General features: G+C 53.7%; 15 protein-coding genes. 12 read left to right on the top strand and 3 right to left on the bottom strand.

All coding sequences use genetic code 11. The annotated features are described in order from the left end of the window. Positions 1–11: 11 nt before the first annotated feature. The 12 genes from PJE062_RS02740 (at position 12) to PJE062_RS02795 (ending at position 14,510) form a co-directional block, all read left to right on the top strand. On the top strand, positions 12–941 hold the full coding sequence (locus tag PJE062_RS02740) for a LysR family transcriptional regulator (protein WP_008546267.1): 930 nt from the start codon (positions 12–14) through the stop codon (positions 939–941). A 116-nt stretch (positions 942–1,057) separates the two neighbouring features. Next, on the top strand, positions 1,058–1,411 hold the full coding sequence (gene uraH, locus PJE062_RS02745; protein WP_008546607.1) for a hydroxyisourate hydrolase: 354 nt from the start codon (positions 1,058–1,060) through the stop codon (positions 1,409–1,411). 3 nt (positions 1,412–1,414) lie between these two features. Then, positions 1,415–2,902, top strand: coding sequence for a xanthine dehydrogenase small subunit (gene xdhA, locus PJE062_RS02750; RefSeq protein ID WP_008546184.1), 1,488 nt, complete (start codon positions 1,415–1,417; stop codon positions 2,900–2,902). Then, entirely contained in the window at positions 2,892–5,237 is a 2,346-nt protein-coding gene (xdhB, locus tag PJE062_RS02755; protein WP_008547011.1) for a xanthine dehydrogenase molybdopterin binding subunit, read from the top strand. The genes xdhA and xdhB overlap by 11 nt, the downstream gene beginning before the upstream one ends. Further along, the gene (xdhC, locus tag PJE062_RS02760; RefSeq protein ID WP_037035836.1) at positions 5,238–6,221 is read left to right on the top strand and encodes a xanthine dehydrogenase accessory protein XdhC; all 984 of its coding nucleotides are present in this window, start codon (positions 5,238–5,240) and stop codon (positions 6,219–6,221) included. A gap of 53 nt (positions 6,222–6,274) precedes the next feature. Continuing rightward, on the top strand, positions 6,275–7,867 hold the full coding sequence (locus PJE062_RS02765; protein ID WP_208982111.1) for an ABC transporter ATP-binding protein: 1,593 nt from the start codon (positions 6,275–6,277) through the stop codon (positions 7,865–7,867). Next, positions 7,857–8,945 (top strand): ABC transporter permease, encoded by a 1,089-nt coding sequence (locus PJE062_RS02770; RefSeq protein WP_008546556.1) that lies wholly within the window; start codon positions 7,857–7,859, stop codon positions 8,943–8,945. The genes PJE062_RS02765 and PJE062_RS02770 overlap by 11 nt, the downstream gene beginning before the upstream one ends. Then, entirely contained in the window at positions 8,938–9,867 is a 930-nt protein-coding gene (locus PJE062_RS02775) for an ABC transporter permease (protein ID WP_008546770.1), read from the top strand. Before PJE062_RS02770 ends, PJE062_RS02775 begins: the two co-directional genes overlap by 8 nt. Positions 9,868–10,238: 371 nt before the next feature. Next, on the top strand, positions 10,239–11,312 hold the full coding sequence (locus tag PJE062_RS02780; protein ID WP_008547088.1) for a BMP family ABC transporter substrate-binding protein: 1,074 nt from the start codon (positions 10,239–10,241) through the stop codon (positions 11,310–11,312). A 121-nt stretch (positions 11,313–11,433) separates the two neighbouring features. Then, on the top strand, positions 11,434–12,612 hold the full coding sequence (locus PJE062_RS02785) for a urate hydroxylase PuuD (RefSeq protein WP_008546805.1): 1,179 nt from the start codon (positions 11,434–11,436) through the stop codon (positions 12,610–12,612). Between the two features lie 10 nt (positions 12,613–12,622). Further along, positions 12,623–13,159: a 2-oxo-4-hydroxy-4-carboxy-5-ureidoimidazoline decarboxylase gene (gene uraD / locus PJE062_RS02790; RefSeq protein ID WP_008547173.1), complete on the top strand. Its 537-nt coding sequence runs from the start codon at positions 12,623–12,625 to the stop codon at positions 13,157–13,159. Positions 13,160–13,298: 139 nt separating this feature from the next. Further along, a complete protein-coding gene (locus PJE062_RS02795) occupies positions 13,299–14,510 on the top strand; it encodes an ArgE/DapE family deacylase (protein ID WP_008546623.1) in 1,212 nt (403 codons plus the stop codon). A gap of 33 nt (positions 14,511–14,543) precedes the next feature. Here PJE062_RS02795 and PJE062_RS02800 read toward each other — a convergent pair whose 3' ends face one another. From PJE062_RS02800 to PJE062_RS02810, 3 genes are all read right to left on the bottom strand, one after another. Beyond that, complete coding sequence (locus PJE062_RS02800) at positions 14,544–15,167, bottom strand: LysE family translocator (protein ID WP_008547143.1); 624 nt, start codon at positions 15,165–15,167, stop codon at positions 14,544–14,546. Between the two features lie 159 nt (positions 15,168–15,326). Then, positions 15,327–15,950, bottom strand: a complete 624-nt coding sequence (locus PJE062_RS02805; protein ID WP_008546548.1) for a LysE family translocator — start codon at positions 15,948–15,950, stop codon at positions 15,327–15,329. Between the two features lie 184 nt (positions 15,951–16,134). Further along, complete coding sequence (locus PJE062_RS02810) at positions 16,135–16,848, bottom strand: hypothetical protein (protein WP_157039026.1); 714 nt, start codon at positions 16,846–16,848, stop codon at positions 16,135–16,137. Positions 16,849–16,990 lie beyond the last annotated feature (142 nt).

A 16,990-nucleotide genomic window follows, 5' to 3' on the forward strand; every position in this document is an offset into this window, starting at 1 on the left:
TCAGGACGTTGATGGATCGATCGCGGTATCTTTACGGCCCAGCGCTGCGCTACTTTGCGGCGGCGGCAGAGGAAAGCTCTATTCGAGCAGCAGCACGCAAACTCAATGTGGCTTCATCCGCCGTGAACCGGCAAATTCTGACGCTGGAAAAACAGCTCGGGATGGAGTTGTTTGAACGGGTGGGGCGCACGATCCGCCTTTCTTCGGCAGGTGAAATCCTGCTTGCTCATATCCGGCGTACACTTTCCGACCTAGAGGCAACCGGTGCAGAACTGGATGCGCTCAAAGGGCTGCGCCGTGGTGTGGTTTCAATTGCAACGGTTGAGAGTGTTACAGAAGCTTTGTTGCCTGAGGTGATTGCCAAGTTTCACAAGGATTACAGCGGCATTCACGTGGACGTGCAGGTGATGGGAGCTGAGCGGGTTGCTGAGGCCGTTGAGAAGGCTGAGGTGGATGTCGGGTTCACGTTTGAACCGCCTGATACAGACGCGCTCAAGATCACCTACAAAAAGGCACTGGAGATTGGGGCTATTGTTGCTCCTTCGCATCCATTGGCGAGCGAAGAGCAGTTGAGCCTGGCACGGTGCTTTGAGTATCCGGTTGCCATGCCTGCTCCGGGCATTTCCATACGGGCTCGTTTGGATGTGGCGCTGTCTCATAGCTCCGCTGATGGGCAAAGCAGTGTGGAGGCGAATTCGCTGCGCTTCATGAAGCATCTGGTGCGGTCAGGCGAGATGGTGGCGTTTCAGACTGTGGTTGGGCTTGAAGAGGAGCTTGCCAATGAACGTTTGTTGTTCAAGCCACTTGCCGATGAGCAGCTGACACGCGGGCATTTCTGCATCATTACCTCGTCTTTACGCGGTCTTGCTCTGGCTCCAGCAATCTTTCTGGAGCAGGCTGTTGCAAGATTGGAAAAGATGCTTCCGTCATCTGATGCCTAAATGGCATCAATAAGCGCTCTTTTTTGATCTTTTGTTATCATGGGAATGGGTGCACTCTGTAGTTTCACTTAGAATCTGACATCTATTGCAGATGCCATTTGATAGACGAGGAAACTATGGGGCGATTGACCACCCACGTTCTGGACAGTGCTCAGGGGAAACCCGCGGCGGGGCTGCGGGTTGAGCTTGTTCGTGTTGATGGGGACAGCTTTTCCAAACTTGGAGAATTTTCCACCAACAGTGACGGACGTGTTGATGGGCCTTTGCTGGAAGGTGAGAGCCTGACTGCAGGGACATATGAGCTGCAGTTCCATGCGGGTGATTACCTGCGCGGGGAAGGTATTGCGCTTCCAGAACCAGCTTTCCTTGATGTTGTTCCGATCCGCTTTGGTATAGCGGATGTCAGCAGCCATTATCACGTGCCGCTGCTGCTTTCTCCGTTTGGTTACACCACCTACAGAGGGAGCTGAGTGATGCGCACGGCAATCCGCTTCCTACGAAAAGGTCAGGTTGTTGAGTTGGATCGTTTTGAGCCGACGACCACTCTTCTTGATTATCTGCGCCTGAGTGAACATGCGACCGGCACCAAAGAAGGCTGCGGTGAAGGGGATTGCGGTGCCTGTACCATCGCGCTTGGACGTTTGCGCGATGGCAAGCTGGTGTATGAACCCGTGAACAGTTGCATTTTGCTGCTTGGGCAGATTGATGGCTGTGAGCTTGTGACCGTGGAAGATCTGGAAGGGCCTGATGGATTACACCCTGTCCAACAGGCGCTGGTTGATCTTCACGGTTCGCAGTGCGGGTTCTGTACGCCCGGGTTCGTGATGAACCTGTTTACGCTCTACCACACCAACACACCGGGCCTGACCCGTCAGGATGTGAACACCTGGATTGCTGGTAACTTGTGCCGATGCACCGGATATCGTCCTATCGTGGATGCTGCGCTGGAGGCGTGTCGCCATGGTCTGAACGATGCGTTTGCAGATCGTGCTGCAGAGACAGAAAGCAAACTGGCTGCGCTTCAGGATGGTCAGGATGTGCGTGTTGGCGATGGGGAACAGTTTTTCTTTGCCCCAAGCAGCTTTCAGAGCCTTCTGGAGACCTATGGAGAGCACCCTGATGCGACGCTGGTTTCTGGTTCTACGGATGTGGGGCTGTGGGTCACCAAGCATCTGCGAGATTTGCCGAAGGTGATTTATCTGGGCCGCGTGAACGGTCTGAGCACTTGTTATGAGGATGAGCAAGGCATTCGGCTTGGTGCCGGAGCCTCCTATGCGGTTGCTGAGCAGTTTCTGACGCTGATTGATCCTGACCTAGAAGTGGTGATCAGCCGGGTCGGATCAAAGCAGGTGCGGGCCTCTGGTACAGTTGGGGGCAATATCGCGAATGGCTCACCGATTGGTGACATGCCGCCGATGTTGATTGCTCTTGGCGCCGAGATTGAACTGCAGAGCAATCGTGGCCGACGGACGTTGCCTCTGGAAAGCTTCTTTATCGACTACGGCAAGCAAGACATTGCTGAGAACGAAGTGCTGACATCCATCAGCGTGCCCCGATTGAGTGAGGAGCAGCAGTTCAGAGCCTATAAGATTTCCAAGAGGTTTGATCAGGACATTTCTGCGGTTATGGCTGCGTTTTGTCTGACGGTGACAGATGGTGTCATTGAAGCTACACGGATGGCCTTTGGTGGTATGGCTGGTATTCCGAAGCGTGCGAGTGGTGCGGAAGCTGCTCTGCTTGGTGCTTCGCTGGCTGATCCAAGCTCCTGGCAAGATGCGTTGGATGCCATTGAGAGTGATTTTATCCCAATGAGCGATATGCGAGCCTCCAGTTCTTACCGGCGTGATGTGGCGCGGGGGCTGTTGGAAAAGGCTCTATTGGAGATTTCGGAGGCATCTTCCCATCAAACACGGGTCCGCGGGCAGCGTGAACTTGCTGCGGGAGGTGCTCATGTCAACTGATCTTCTGGTGAAAACAAAGAGCCAAGCCTCTCAATCGCAGGCGGTTGGAAAGTCATACAAACATGACAGTGCGCTGAAGCATGTGGCGGGTAAGGCGACGTATATCGATGATATGATCGAGCCGCGCGGCACGCTTTATGTGGCGCCGGGCTATGCGCCGGGTGCAACGTGTGGCCGGATTGCGAAGGTCGACCTGAGCGCCGTTCGGGCTGCTCCGGGTGTTGTTGCTGTTTTGGAAGCGGCGGATATTCCCGGTGTGAATGACTGCTCGCCAGCCATGGGTGATGATCCGGTGCTGGTGGCAGATAAGATCGTGTTCCATGGGCAGCTGGTGTTCCTCGTTGTGGCTGAGACGCGCTTGCAAGCCCGCAAGGCGGTGAAGCTGGCTGAGATTGATGTTGAGGCAGATACGCCACTGGTGAGTGTTGCTGATGCGCTAAAAGCAGATCAGACAGTTCTGCCGGACTATGAGTTCCGCCGTGGAACGCCTGAACAGACGATGGAGCAATCTGCGCAGCAGGTGAAGAGTAGCTTTGCGCTTGGCGGGCAGGAGCATTTTTATCTGGAAGGTCAGGTTGCCTTTGCCTTCCCCGGCGAAGATGGGGATATGACGGTTTACTCGTCTACCCAGCATCCAACTGAGGTTCAGCACACTGTTGCCAAGGTGCTGGGTGTGGATGAAGCTGCGGTGACCATTGAAGTGCGCCGCATGGGCGGTGCGTTTGGCGGCAAGGAGTCTCAGGCCAACCAATGGGCAGCTCTTGCGGCTTTGGCGGCCAATGCCACAGGGCGTCCATGTAAGTGCCGGTTGGATCGTGATGATGATATGATCCTGACGGGTAAGCGTCACGACTTTCTGGTGGATGTGGCTGCCGGGTGTGATGCTTCGGGTAAGATTGAAGCGGTTGAGATTTCTTTGAACTCCCGCTGCGGACACTCAGCGGACTTGTCTCTTGGCATCAACGACCGCGCCATGTTCCATGCGGATAACAGCTACTTCTATCCTGAAGTTCGAATTGGCTCCAAGCGGCTGAAAACAAACACGGTTTCCAACACAGCGTTCCGTGGTTTCGGTGGCCCGCAGGGGATGTTTGCAGCTGAACGGTTGATGGATGCGATTGCGATCAAGATGGGGCAGGACCCGCTTGATGTGCGCAAGGCGAATTTCTACCGCGATGGTCAGAACACCACGCCTTACGGGCAATCCGTCGATGAGCATGATGTGCTGGCCAAACTGGTGGATCAGCTGGAGGAAAGCTCGGAGTATCGCGCACGCCGAAAAGTGGTAGAGGTGTTCAATGCCAAGAGTACGATCCTGAAAAAAGGGATCGCGCTGACGCCGGTGAAATTCGGTATTTCGTTCACGCTGACCCATCTCAATCAGGCGGGTGCGTTGGTGCATCTTTATCGGGATGGCTCCGTGCATCTGAACCACGGCGGCACCGAGATGGGGCAGGGTCTTTATCAGAAGGTTGCCCAGATTGCGGCCACTGAGATGGGCGTGAGCCTTGAAAAAGTGAAGATTACCGCCACTAACACCTCCAAAGTGGCCAATACCTCTCCGACGGCGGCTTCTTCGGGTACGGACTTAAATGGCATGGCCGCGGCGATTGCGTGCCGGGAGATTGTTGGGCGGCTGAAAACCTTTGTAGCGCAGCACTTTGAGGTTTCAGAGGAAGATGTGGAGCTGGTTGATGATCAGATGCTGATCAACTGCAAGCCGAAGCTTTCCATCAAGCAACTGGCGCAGTTGGCTTATGAGCATCGTATCCATCTGTCGTCCTCCGGCTTTTATAAAACGCCGAAGATCATCTGGGACCGTGAGCGTGTAAAGGGGCGTCCGTTCCTGTACTTTGCCTATGGTGCCTCTTGCTCTGAAGTGGTGATTGATACGCTGACCGGTGAAATGAAAGTTGAGCGTGTTGATGTGCTGCATGATGTTGGCAAGTCGCTCAACCCAGCGCTAGATATCGGCCAAATTGAAGGCGGGTTTGTGCAGGGCATGGGTTGGCTGACCACGGAAGAGCTGTGGTTTGATGACGCCGGACGCCTTCGGACCCATGCGCCGTCCACCTACAAAATTCCTACGGCTTCTGATGTGCCGGAGGAGTTCAACGTTTCTCTTTATGAGAGTGAGGGAAATCCGGAGCCGACGATTTATCGATCCAAGGCTGTTGGTGAGCCGCCTTTGATGCTGCCGATCTCGGTTTTCTGCGCAATCAATGATGCCATTGCAAGCCTGAACAAGGGTGTTTTGCCTCAACTGGACGCCCCTGCAACGCCTGAAGCGATCTTGAAAGCTGTCAAAGCGATCAAGGCCGGAGAGGAGGGCTAAATGCTGGTCTGGGGTGAAGTTCTGTCTGCTCTGGATGCCGCTGGTCAATGTGTGCTGGTGAGCATCATCAAAGTTGCCGGGTCATCTCCCCGTGAAGCCGGTGCACGCATGGTTGTGCGTCCGGATATGTCGTTCAAAGGCACCATTGGTGGTGGTCGTCTTGAATACGATGTTTTGCATGAAGCAGTTTCATTGATGAAGAATGGTGGCCAGTCCTTCCAGACACGATCTTATGCTCTCGGTCCCGACCTTGGGCAGTGCTGTGGCGGGCGGGTTGAAATCGCATTTGAGCAATTTGATCTCAATTATCGTGGTCGTGCACAAGATTTTTCCACACAAGAAGGAGTGGGAATTTTTTCAACGACTGCAAATACTTGCAGTTCTGCCCCCCTTGAAAGGCACGTATTACCCCCTGCAATGGATGACCCGAATTCCGCTGAAATTGTTTTAAATCAAGGCAAATTGACGGAGAGGTTCGGGGAGGATAGACCACATCTGTATCTGTTTGGAGCTGGCCATGTGGGTAAGGCTTTGGTGCTTGCGATGGCACCTTTGGGCTTCAAGATCACCTGGATCGATGAACGGCGCGAAATTTTTCCCAAATATGTGCCTTCCAATATTCGCTGCATTCATCTAAATGAGCCTCAAGTCATCGTAAAGAACCTTGAGCCGGGAAACTATGTCATCGTAATGACCCATGATCACAAGCGTGATCATGCTATAGTAGATGCCGCTGTTCGTAGAACCGATCTGGCATTTATTGGATTGATAGGCAGTGCAACTAAGCGCGCGCGAACACTTAAACGGTTCAAAGACTCCGGAATATCGGAGGCGCACAGCAAACAGCTTGTTTGTCCGGTCGGAATTACTGAGATTAAAAGCAAAAAGCCGTCTGATATTGCAATTTCCATTGCCGCTCAACTCCTAGTGGTAAAGGAAGAACAAGCCAGCAATGCTCAGGGAGGTTATCGTTTTGCTTCTTAGGTTCAAGGAGAACGTCTTGATCTGATTTTTATGTTGGGGGAACGGGTAACACGATGGAAAATGAGCAGAGGTCCGGCCCGGTGACAGGGGGCGAGGATCTCATAGAAGCCAAGGGTATTACTAAGCGATTTGGTGATATTCTAGCGAACGACAATGTCGATCTCGTCATCAAGCAAGGTGAAATCCATGCGTTGCTTGGCGAAAACGGAGCGGGCAAGTCCACGCTCGTGAAAATACTCTACGGCGCCCTTGAACCGGGTGCGGGAGAGATCCTCTGGAAGGGGAAACGCGTTTCAATCTCAAATCCTGCTGCTGCCCGCAAACTGGGTGTTGGTATGGTGTTCCAGCACTTCTCGCTGTTTGAAGCGCTGAGTGTGGTTGAGAATATCGCGCTGGCCTTGCCTAAAGGCGAGAAAATCGAGGCCCTTTCCAAGCGTATCACTGAGGTTTCCCAAAAGTATGGCCTGCCTCTTGATCCTGCAGCACTGGTTGCAGATCTGCCGGTTGGCATCCGTCAGCGTATTGAAATTGTACGTTGCCTTTTGCAGAACCCCAGCCTCATTATCATGGATGAGCCGACATCCGTTCTGACGCCGCAAGAAGCGGATCAGCTTTTCATTACACTCCAGCGTCTAGCCTCTGAAGGTTGTGCGATCCTTTACATCTCTCACCGTTTGGAAGAGGTGAAGAAGATCTGTCACAACGCCACGATCATGCGTCATGGCCGTGTAGTGGGTGGATGTGATCCTGCTGTCGAGACGCCAGCCAGCCTTGCTCGCATGATGGTGGGTGGTGACGTGCACGATATCACTGCAGGGGCCACCGAAGCTCAGCCGGGTGATGTGATGCTCAAACTGCGCAATCTGTCTATTCCATCGGACGGTGCATTTGGCATTGAGCTGAAGAACATCAATATGGAGCTGCGCGGTGGTGAGATTGTTGCCATTGCCGGTATTGCGGCGAACGGACAGAGTGAGCTGTTTGATGCGATCTCCGGTGAGACGCAGGTGAAAGACGCTTATGCCGTTGAAATCTGCGGTGTGCCGGTTGGTAAGCGCAAGATCAACGATCGCCGCCTGCTGGGCTCTGCATTTGTTCCTGAAGAGCGTTTGGGACATGGTGCGGTGCCGGGCTTTGTTCTTTCCGACAACATTCTGCTGACCCGCTACAAGTCTGATCCTGAGCTCATCAAGCATGGCATGCTCAATCAGAAGCTTGCAGGGGAAATGGAAAAGCGCATCACGGTTTCCTACGATGTGCGCATGTCCCATGACAATCCTGAGGCGCGGTCGCTCTCTGGCGGTAACCTGCAGAAGTTTGTAGTTGGCCGTGAGCTGGACCGGGTGCCGAAAGTGCTGGTGATCAACCAGCCGACCTGGGGTGTTGATGCGGGTGCTGCAGCGCTAATCCGTCAGGCAATCATTGATCTGGCGCGTGGTGGTTCTGCTGTTCTGGTGATCTCTCAGGATCTGGATGAGATCTATGAGGTTGCGGATCGCATTGCTGTTATTTCCCGTGGTGAACTTTCTCCGGCAGAGCCTTCTGTCGAGATGACACGTGAGAAAATCGGTCTTCTGATGGCTGGTATGGGTGAAGGAAAGCCTTCTTCTTCCCTGGAAAAAGCGGGAGAAACCCATGCGCATTGAGCTTGAAAAACGCGCTGAACACTCTCAGCTGATGACCGTAGTTTCGCCGCTGATTGCGATTGGTCTTACGCTTGTGTGTGGTTCCATCCTGTTCGTCAGCATGGGCTACAATCCGGTTGAAGCGCTTTACGCATATTTCATTGAGCCGCTGACAACCAGCTGGTCCATTGAAGAGCTGCTGGTAAAAGCAGGACCATTGGTTCTGATCGCGGTTGGCTTGTCCGTCTGCTTCCTGTCCAACTCCTGGAACATTGGTGCAGAAGGCCAGTTCACCATGGGTGCGCTGGCTGGGTCCATCATTCCGGTGCTGTTTTACGACTTCACCAGTCCGCTGGCACTGCCGCTGATGGTGCTGATGGGCATTGTGGGCGGTATGGCCTGGGCGTCTATTCCGGCATTCCTGAAGGTTCGCTTTGGCACCAACGAGATCCTCACCAGCCTAATGCTGGTGTATATCGCGCAGTACATTCTTGACTTCCTTGTGCGTGGTCCATGGCGTGATCCTGAGGGCTTCAACTTCCCGGAAAGCCGCATCTTTGATGCTGCACATGTGTTGCCGAAGATCGGTGAGGGGCGTTTGCACATCGGTATGATCTTTGCCGTTGTTGCTGTTCTTGTTGTCTGGTGGATGCTTTCCCGCACGCTGAAGGGCTTTGAGATAAAGGTGATGGGTGAAACCCCACGCGCCGGTCGTTTTGCTGGCTTTTCTGGTAATGGCGTTGTGTGGTTCGGGTTCCTCGTTTCCGGTGGTCTGGCTGGTCTTGCGGGTATGGCGGAAGTTTCCGGCTCCATTGAGCAGCTCACACCTGTTATCTCTCCCGGCTATGGCTTTACGGCGATTATCGTGGCGTTTCTTGGACGTCTGAACCCGATCGGCATTCTGTTTGCTGGTTTGCTGCTGGGGCTTTCCTATATCGGCGGCGAGTCTGCGCAGGTGAGCCTGGGTCTGACTGATAAAGTGACCCGCGTGTTCCAGGGTATGTTGCTGTTCTTCGTGCTCGCGTGTGACACGCTCATTCTTTACAAATTCAAGTTTGTTTCCAACGCAAAGGGCGTGAAGGAGGCAGCCAATGTCTGATCTTTCCATGATTGAAGCTGTTCTTCTGACAATCATCACTGCCTCCACACCGCTGCTGCTTGCTGCGATTGGTGAGTTGGTGGTGGAGCGCTCCGGTGTGCTGAACCTTGGCGTTGAAGGCATGATGATCGTTGGTGCTGTGATGGGCTTTGCAGCCACGCAGGCGACCGGCTCTCCTTACATCGGTATCATCGCTGCGATGATCTCCGGCGTTGCCATGAGCGTTCTGTTCGGCTTCCTGACGCTGAACCTGATGACAAACCAAGTGGCGACAGGCCTTGCTCTGACCATTCTGGGCCTCGGGCTTTCGGGTATGATCGGGGAAGCGTTTATCGGCCAACCGGGCATCAGCCTGAAGCCGATTGCTATTCCGGGCCTTTCCGCCATTCCGTTCATCGGGCCGCTGCTGTTTAATCAGGATATTCTGGTTTACGCTTCTTATGGTCTGGTGATTGCGGTTTACTTTGTGCTGTTCAAGTCCCGTACGGGTCTGATCATCCGTGCTGTTGGCGACAACCACGGCTCAGCGCACTCTCTCGGTTACTCCGTGATCAAGGTGCGTTATCTGGCGGTGATGTTTGGTGGGGCGTGTTCCGGTCTTGCTGGGGCTTACCTGTCGCTGATCTATACCCCGCAGTGGGTTGAGGGCATGACCGCTGGTCGTGGCTGGATCGCGCTGGCTCTGGTGGTGTTTGCAAGCTGGCGTCCGGCGCGAGTGTTGGTGGGGGCTTACCTGTTTGGTGCGGTTTCCATTTTGCAGTTCCATGCGCAGGCGGCTGGCATCGGGTTGCCGACGCAGTTCATGTCTGCGCTGCCGTATCTGGCGACCATCATCGTGCTGATCATGATTTCGCGTAACAAGACACTTGCCAAGGTTAATACACCTGCATGTCTTGGAAAGCCTTTTGTGCCTGATCGCTAAGAAAAACCTGATTTGACCAATGTGCTCATAGTAGACATTGGTCAAATTGCCAATATTTCGACCTTCGTATACATGAGGGCGAGAGAACGAAGATAACAGAGACCTTGATCTCTGAGTGCAAATAACACGGCTCACCGTTGCACAGATCGCGGAAACCTGCCCGCACTCGAATAAAAGATCGCATTTACATGCGAGATACAACAAAGCAGGAAACAACTTGATAGCGCACAAATGCGCAGAACGACCTTCGGGTTTGTTCCTATCGTGTTTGCTTGGCGCCGTCGTTCACATAGTTCTCTGGTGCATTTCACCGCGCTTATTAGGGTGTTGCGTGGCTGGAATGCAGGTTAACCTATAAAGGGGAGCGCACAATGCGCAGTATCTTCAAACTGGCAGCGACAGCTGCAGTTGCACTTGGTCTTTCCGCTGGGGCTTCAAATGCTGCTGATCCACTGAAAGTGGGCTTCATTTACGTTGGTCCTGTTTCTGATCACGGCTGGTCTTACCAGCACGATCAGGGTCGTCAGGCGATTGAAAAGCACTTTGGCGACAAAGTTGAAACCACCTACATTGAGAGCGTGCCAGAAGGTGCGGATGCTGAGCGCGCGATTGAGCGTCTGGCTCGCTCCGGTCACGAGCTGATCTTCACCACGTCCTTTGGTTACATGAACCCAACCCTTAAGGTTGCGCGTAAGTTCCCAAAAGTGAAGTTTGAGCACGCAACTGGCTACAAGCAGGCGAAGAACGTTTCTTCTTACGGCGCTCGTTTCTATGAAGGCCGTTATGTTCTGGGTCAGATCGCTGCGAAGATCTCCAAGTCCGGCACTGCTGGTTACATCGGTTCCTTCCCTATCCCTGAAGTTGTGCGCGGCATCAACTCCTTCATGCTGGGTGCGCAGTCTGTTAATCCAGACTTCAAGATCAAAACCATCTGGGTGAACTCCTGGTACGATCCGGGCCGTGAAGCAGATGCTGCCAAAGCACTGATCGACCAGGGCGTTGACATCATGGTTCAGCACACTGACTCCCCAGCACCTCTGCAGGTTGCTGAAGAGCGTGGCATCATGGGTTTTGGTCAGGCTTCCGACATGATCAAGTTTGCGCCTAAGGCTCAGGCAACTGCGATCATCGACGACTGGTCCGCTTACTACATCTCCCGCGTTCAGGCGGTTATGGATGGTAACTGGAAAGGTCAGGACACCTGGGGTGGTCTGGATGCAGACATGGTTCACATGGCTCCGTTCACCAACATCCCGCAGGATGTTGCAGATGAAGCAGCTAAAACTCTTGCAGCTATCAAGTCTGGTGAGCTGAAGCCATTTACCGGCCCAATCACCAAGCAGGATGGTTCTGAGTTCCTGAAAGCTGGTGAAACCGCTGATGATGGCGCTCTGCTTTCCATGAACTTCTACGTGAAGGGCATCGACGACCAGCTGCCTAAGTAAGCCCAGCGCTTAAATATTCGGAGAGCGCCGCACTTTTTTCATGGTGCTCTCCTACGATTTTCGCAGTGGGGGCAAGCTCCCACTGCCTACGCATTTCAATTGAACTTAAAAGAACAAGACAATGACAGCCACGTTCCTTAGTGAATGGCTCAATCTGCTTTTCCGCTGGTTTCACTTGATAGTGGGCGTAGCCTGGATTGGGACATCGTTTTACTTCATCGCTCTCGACCTTTCCTTGCGCAAACGGGAAGGGCAGGCACAGGGCATCTTTGGCAGCGCATGGGAAGTCCATGGCGGCGGGTTCTACCATGTTGAGAAATACATGGTTGCGCCAAAAGAACTGCCCAAAGACCTGATCTGGTACAAATGGGATGCCTATCTGACCTGGGTGTCAGGTTTTGCTCTTCTAACGGTTCAATATTATTTCAACGCAACGGTTTACCTTATTGATCCGGAAGTCATGAAACTTCTGCCATCTGAGGCTGTTGCAATCTCCATCGCGTCTCTGGCATTTGGCTGGATGGTGTATGACCGCCTGTGCCGGTCACCCATTGGAAAGAACACACCACTGCTGGCTGCGTGCCTGCTGGTGATCATTCTGGGCGCGACCTACGGTTATTCTCAGGTCTTTTCTGGCCGCGGAGTTCTCATTCATGTTGGTGCGTTGATCGGCACGTTTATGGCCTTCAACGTGTTCATGGTGATCATCCCGAACCAGAAGAAGATTACAGCAGATTTGCTGGCGGGGCGCGAACCTGATGCAGCGCTTGGCCTGATTGGCAAGCAGCGCTCGGTTCACAACAACTACCTGACCTTGCCTGTGCTTCTGATGATGGTTTCCAACCACTATCCATTGCTGACAGGGCACAGCCAGCCGGTGCTGGTGGTGGCGCTGATCCTTGTGATGGGTGGTATGGTACGCCACTTCATCAACCGTCATGATGCTCATGACAACTTCGCCAACTTCTGGTGGGCGCTGCCTGCAGCAGCTGTCAGTCTGATTGCGGCGGTGATTGTGACAACACCGGCCAAACTGGGTGGTGATGTTGCTGTCTCAGATACGCAGGCACTGCAAATTGCGCAGGCTCACTGTGCAAGCTGTCATAGTGCGGCGCCGACCAACGAGGCCTTTACCGAAGCGCCAAAGAACATTGAGCTGGATAGCGTTGCTGATTTGCGCCGCTATGACACCTTGATCATGGCACAGGCGGTTCGCTCTAATGCCATGCCATTGGGCAATGAGACTGGCATGACCAAGCACGAGCGTGAGTTGCTTGGTGCCTGGCTGCAAGCGCGCTGAGGTGGTGGGGATGACGACATATTCTCTGGAGGAGGTGAACCAGTTTGCGCTGGACACCTTTACCGAGGTGTTTGGCAATGTGGCTGAGCATTCTCCCTGGGTTGCCGTAGTTGCGCACCGGGAGGCGCCATATGGGTCTCGTGAGGCTCTGATTGAAGCGTTTGCCAGTTCCTTGCAAGGAGCTGAGGAAGATGCGCAGCTGGCTCTGATCCGCGCCCATCCGGATTTGGCGGGTAAAGCTGCGCGTGCTGGAGAAATGGCTGAGGCCTCCGTGAACGAACAGTCCGGAGCCGGTCTGGATCAGTTGACAGACGCTGAGTATGAGCAGTTCACCCAGCTTAACGATGCCTACAAATCCAGTTATGGCTTTCCCTTCATTTTTGCAGTGAAAGGCGCGACAAAGCACCAGATTCTGGAGGCTTTTGAGTTGCGCCTGCAAAACTCTGCGGAAGATGAGTTTGTGGAGGCTCTGCACCAGATTTGCCGTATTTTCCGGTTCCGTCTGGAGGATCTGGTTTCAGATGAGCAGAGAGCCGTCAGCTCCTGATCCGATTAAACCTGCCTTTCCTACAGTTACGTAATGGGCAGTAATCCACTGGAACATGAGGGTGCGCAAAACAAGAGGCTTGCAACCATCATCGTTATCCTTTGGATTAGCGAGACTATGAAATTCAAGGGGAGCGTTCATGAAGGCCGCAGTAGAAAGCCGGTTTGCGGAGCAGGTTGAGTTCCTGCGCGAATTGGTCAAGGTGCCAAGTGATAACCCGCCGGGGGATACGGAGCGCCACGCCATGCGGACTGCTGAGCTGCTTGAAGGCCTTGGCTTTACCGTTGAAAAACACCCTGTCCCAGAACCATTTGTGCGCCAGAACGGCATGGTGTCTGTCACCAACCTGATTGTGCGGGAAAAATTTGGCAGTGGTCTTGGCCCTGTGATCGCGCTTAACGCTCATGGCGATGTGGTGCCTCCGGGTGAAGGCTGGTCCAAAGAGCCCTATGGAGCTGAGATTGAGGATGATGCGCTTTATGGGCGCGGGGCAGCTGTTTCCAAGGGAGACTTTGCCACTTACGCCTTTGCGCTTCTGGCACTGCGTGAGTATGCCGATGAGCTGGAAGGCTCCGTTGAGCTGCACTTGACCTATGACGAGGAAGCTGGTGGGTTTGTTGGCCCGAAATGGCTGCTGGAGCAAGAGCTGACCCAGCCGGATTATGCCATCTCCGCAGGCTTTTCCTATGCCGCAACGACTGCGCATAACGGCTGTTTGCATATGGAAGTGATCTTCCGCGGTCGTCAGGCCCATGCGGCCATGCCCGAAACTGGCGCAGATGCGTTGCAGGCAGCGACACCGGTTCTTGCTGCGATCTATGCTGAGCGCGAGCGCCTGAAGTCCATTGAAAGCGGGCAGGACGGCATTGGATCCCCTCAGATCACCGTCGGCCTCATTTCCGGTGGCATCAACACCAATGTGGTGCCGGATCGGGTTTCTCTGCGTTTGGACCGGCGTTTGATCCCTGAGGAAAACGGTGAGCAGGTGGAAGAGCAACTGATTGAGCTGATCGAGTCTGTTGTGCCGGAAGACTGCGGGGTTGAAGTGGAATGTCGGCGAATCATGATTGCCGAGCCATTGCGCGAACTACCGGGTGCCAAGAAGCTGATTGAAGCGTTGAAATGGCCAGCCAAAGAGATTTTAGGCATTGAACTGAAAGCCACAGGTGCACCGCTCTATACGGACGCTCGCCACTATGCAGAGGCTGGCATTCCAACTGTGCTTTATGGTGCCGGGCCACGCACGATTGTGGAGGCAAACGCCCATGGGGCGGATGAACATCTGCAATTATCGGACCTGAAGGCCGCTACGATTATTGTGGCGGATGCCTTGAAGACACTTCTTCGATAAATGAGAAAAGCCCGGATGATCCGGGCTTTTCTGTTAGCTGACGCGGCCAGATAGGGCCGTGAAAATCCCAGCTCCCAGAAGGCCAGTGCCGCCAACCTTGTTCAGGCGCTTCAATGTGCTTGGGCCATTGACCACTTTGCGCAAACCACCGGCCATGGAGACCCAGAACAGGGTGTTGATGCCGCCGAGGGTGACGAATGTCAGACCCAGAATGAAGAACTGGGTCAGTACTGGCTGGGTTTGATCCACGAACTGAGGCAGGAATGCTACGAAGAACAGCATGCCTTTGGGGTTGAAGGTGGTGACCAGCAGCGTATCGCGGAAGATGCGCTTGGCCGGAACTACGGGCATTTCCACCTGTGCGGCCACGCCAGAGTTGGTGCGCCACATCTTGATGCCGATGTAGATGAGGTAAGCCGCGCCAATGTATTTCATGATCTGAAAGAGCATGGCAGAGGTTGCCAGAACCGCGCCAAGGCCAGCCAATGCAGCGGTGATGGCGAACATATCGCCCAGCATCACACCGGTGACTGAGGCCACTGCCGCGCGCTTGCCCTGACTGAGGCTGTAACTGATGACCATTAATACAGTTGGGCCGGGAATGATCAGCAGCAGCATGCTGGCGGCAGCAAACGCGAGCCAAGTTTCAAATGCCATAAGGAAACTCCGGAAAGTCCAGATCAGGACTGAAAGAGATGCTTTGAGCGATACTCACTCATCGTATTGATTATGAGCTTACCCACGGAGAGCGCGTTTGGGTAGTGGGGTTGTTTTGAGAAAATCTGGAGTGAGTTTGAGCTAACAGCACTTGCTCTTTCATGGGAACTTGCCGGACAGAGCGATGAACAGGCCGGCACTGAGCAAACCGGTGCCGCCAATTCTGTTGAGCCGTCTTGCGCTTTTTCCGCCCATGAGCATGGTTCTGCAACTGCCGGCCATGGACGTCCAGAACATGGTGTTGATGCCGCCCAGAACGACGAAGGTCACACCCAGCAGCACAAACTGAGGGATGACGGGGACGGTGTCATCCACGAACTGGGGGAGAAAGGCGACGAAGAACAGCATGTCTTTGGGATTGAAGGCAGAGACGAGGAACGTGTCTCTGAAGATATGAAAGCGGGACGTCGCGGTGATTTCGAGCTGGCCTTTGACGACGGACTTCCTGCGCCACATGCTGATGCCCAGATAGATAAGATAGGTGGCCCCTGCATATTGGAGCAGATCATAGAGCAGGGCTGAGGTGGAAATAACGGCCCCCAGACCGGCCAGAGCGACAGAGATAAGAAGGATGCTTCCCAAGCTCACTCCAAGTGCGGAGGCAATGACGGCTCGCAGGCCCTGACTGATGCCATAGCTGGAGACCATGAGGACGGTTGGACCGGGGATGATAAGCAGGATGATACAGGCGATCACGTAAGTCAGCCAAACCTCGACGGCCATGACGTTTCTCCTGAAACACTGTTGAGACCGGGAGAAATAGGCGTGAAATGTGACCAAATTTCTGTTTAGGATATGACGAAATACAACACTGGAAACAATAGTTTACGCCTCACATATTGTTTCAGTTTCTGCCCATGTTTGATGAGATTTTGAGCGGTTCATTGCTGTTGCGTGAAAAACGCGTTTAGCTGCCAGAATATGGTTTGTGCCAGACCTTCAGCTTGCCGGATGTTTCAAACCCTGCGGCTTGGGCGTTCAATAATGCATCCCCCCGGGCATAACCAGTCACGGGCTTTTCCGGCTTCCACCTTTGCAACAGCGCGGCCATTTGCCTGAAGGTGTGAGGTGAAAGGTCTTCTGCAAAGAAGTTTGACAGGCCTACCGAGGTGCCGGAATGATTGCCGATGAAGCCTTTGGTGATCTCTGATCCTTCAAAATAACCCCAGAATGCAAAAACGGGATTGTCCAGCAGTTTTGGTGGGAACATCGCACAATCCGTCTGGTTCCTCGCCTTCTTCCAGCTGGCCTCCCAACTCTGCAATTGCTCTGGAGTGGACGTCTGCTGCCAGCCCGAGGTATCTGCCTGAACAGGTGTATCCAGATAAAACCAACTGGCTTCAAAAAGTGTGCTGAACCCCAGCACCTCCAGAGGCAGATCCGCGAAGCTATCCTTGATGAAAACGGAAAAGGATGCGTTTGCAATGAGTTCGTTGATGGTTTGAAGTGATACCGCAGGCTTCAATGTCACAATGCTTGAATAGAACGGCAAGGGTTGCTCTGACGTGTGGAACAGCTCTGAAGACCACTCAAACGAAACCCCATGCGCCCCAAACATATGCCTGTAAAGATCCGCATTGTTCTCAGCAGCCTCCTGCTGCCGTGTCGTTTCATCGGTCATTGTTTGCACGTGCTGTGGCTCACCTAGCTGATTGGAAGGGGCATCATAACTAGATCACTGTCGGTTCGATAGCTGTGACTTTCATTTTGGATAGCCATGAGATGGAGAGTTAGGTATTGAATTTCACGACCAAATTACAACT

It is taken from the genome of Pseudovibrio sp. JE062 (assembly GCF_000156235.1).
GTDB lineage: Bacteria > Pseudomonadota > Alphaproteobacteria > Rhizobiales > Stappiaceae > Pseudovibrio.

Excerpts from the sequence above, each read along its gene's own strand:
- PJE062_RS02810 (WP_157039026.1), bottom strand. The coding sequence starts at position 16,848 with ATGACCGATGAAACGACACGGCAGCAGGAGGCTGCTGAGAACAATGCG.
- PJE062_RS02765 (WP_208982111.1), top strand. The coding sequence starts at position 6,275 with ATGGAAAATGAGCAGAGGTCCGGCCCGGTGACAGGGGGCGAGGATCTC.
- PJE062_RS02805 (WP_008546548.1), bottom strand. The coding sequence starts at position 15,950 with ATGGCCGTCGAGGTTTGGCTGACTTACGTGATCGCCTGTATCATCCTG.
- PJE062_RS02770 (WP_008546556.1), top strand. The coding sequence starts at position 7,857 with ATGCGCATTGAGCTTGAAAAACGCGCTGAACACTCTCAGCTGATGACC.
- xdhB (WP_008547011.1), top strand. The coding sequence starts at position 2,892 with ATGTCAACTGATCTTCTGGTGAAAACAAAGAGCCAAGCCTCTCAATCG.
- PJE062_RS02780 (WP_008547088.1), top strand. The coding sequence starts at position 10,239 with ATGCGCAGTATCTTCAAACTGGCAGCGACAGCTGCAGTTGCACTTGGT.
- PJE062_RS02800 (WP_008547143.1), bottom strand. The coding sequence starts at position 15,167 with ATGGCATTTGAAACTTGGCTCGCGTTTGCTGCCGCCAGCATGCTGCTG.
- PJE062_RS02785 (WP_008546805.1), top strand. The coding sequence starts at position 11,434 with ATGACAGCCACGTTCCTTAGTGAATGGCTCAATCTGCTTTTCCGCTGG.
- uraH (WP_008546607.1), top strand. The coding sequence starts at position 1,058 with ATGGGGCGATTGACCACCCACGTTCTGGACAGTGCTCAGGGGAAACCC.
- PJE062_RS02775 (WP_008546770.1), top strand. The coding sequence starts at position 8,938 with ATGTCTGATCTTTCCATGATTGAAGCTGTTCTTCTGACAATCATCACT.
- xdhC (WP_037035836.1), top strand. The coding sequence starts at position 5,238 with ATGCTGGTCTGGGGTGAAGTTCTGTCTGCTCTGGATGCCGCTGGTCAA.
- uraD (WP_008547173.1), top strand. The coding sequence starts at position 12,623 with ATGACGACATATTCTCTGGAGGAGGTGAACCAGTTTGCGCTGGACACC.
- PJE062_RS02795 (WP_008546623.1), top strand. The coding sequence starts at position 13,299 with ATGAAGGCCGCAGTAGAAAGCCGGTTTGCGGAGCAGGTTGAGTTCCTG.
- xdhA (WP_008546184.1), top strand. The coding sequence starts at position 1,415 with ATGCGCACGGCAATCCGCTTCCTACGAAAAGGTCAGGTTGTTGAGTTG.
- PJE062_RS02740 (WP_008546267.1), top strand. The coding sequence starts at position 12 with ATGGATCGATCGCGGTATCTTTACGGCCCAGCGCTGCGCTACTTTGCG.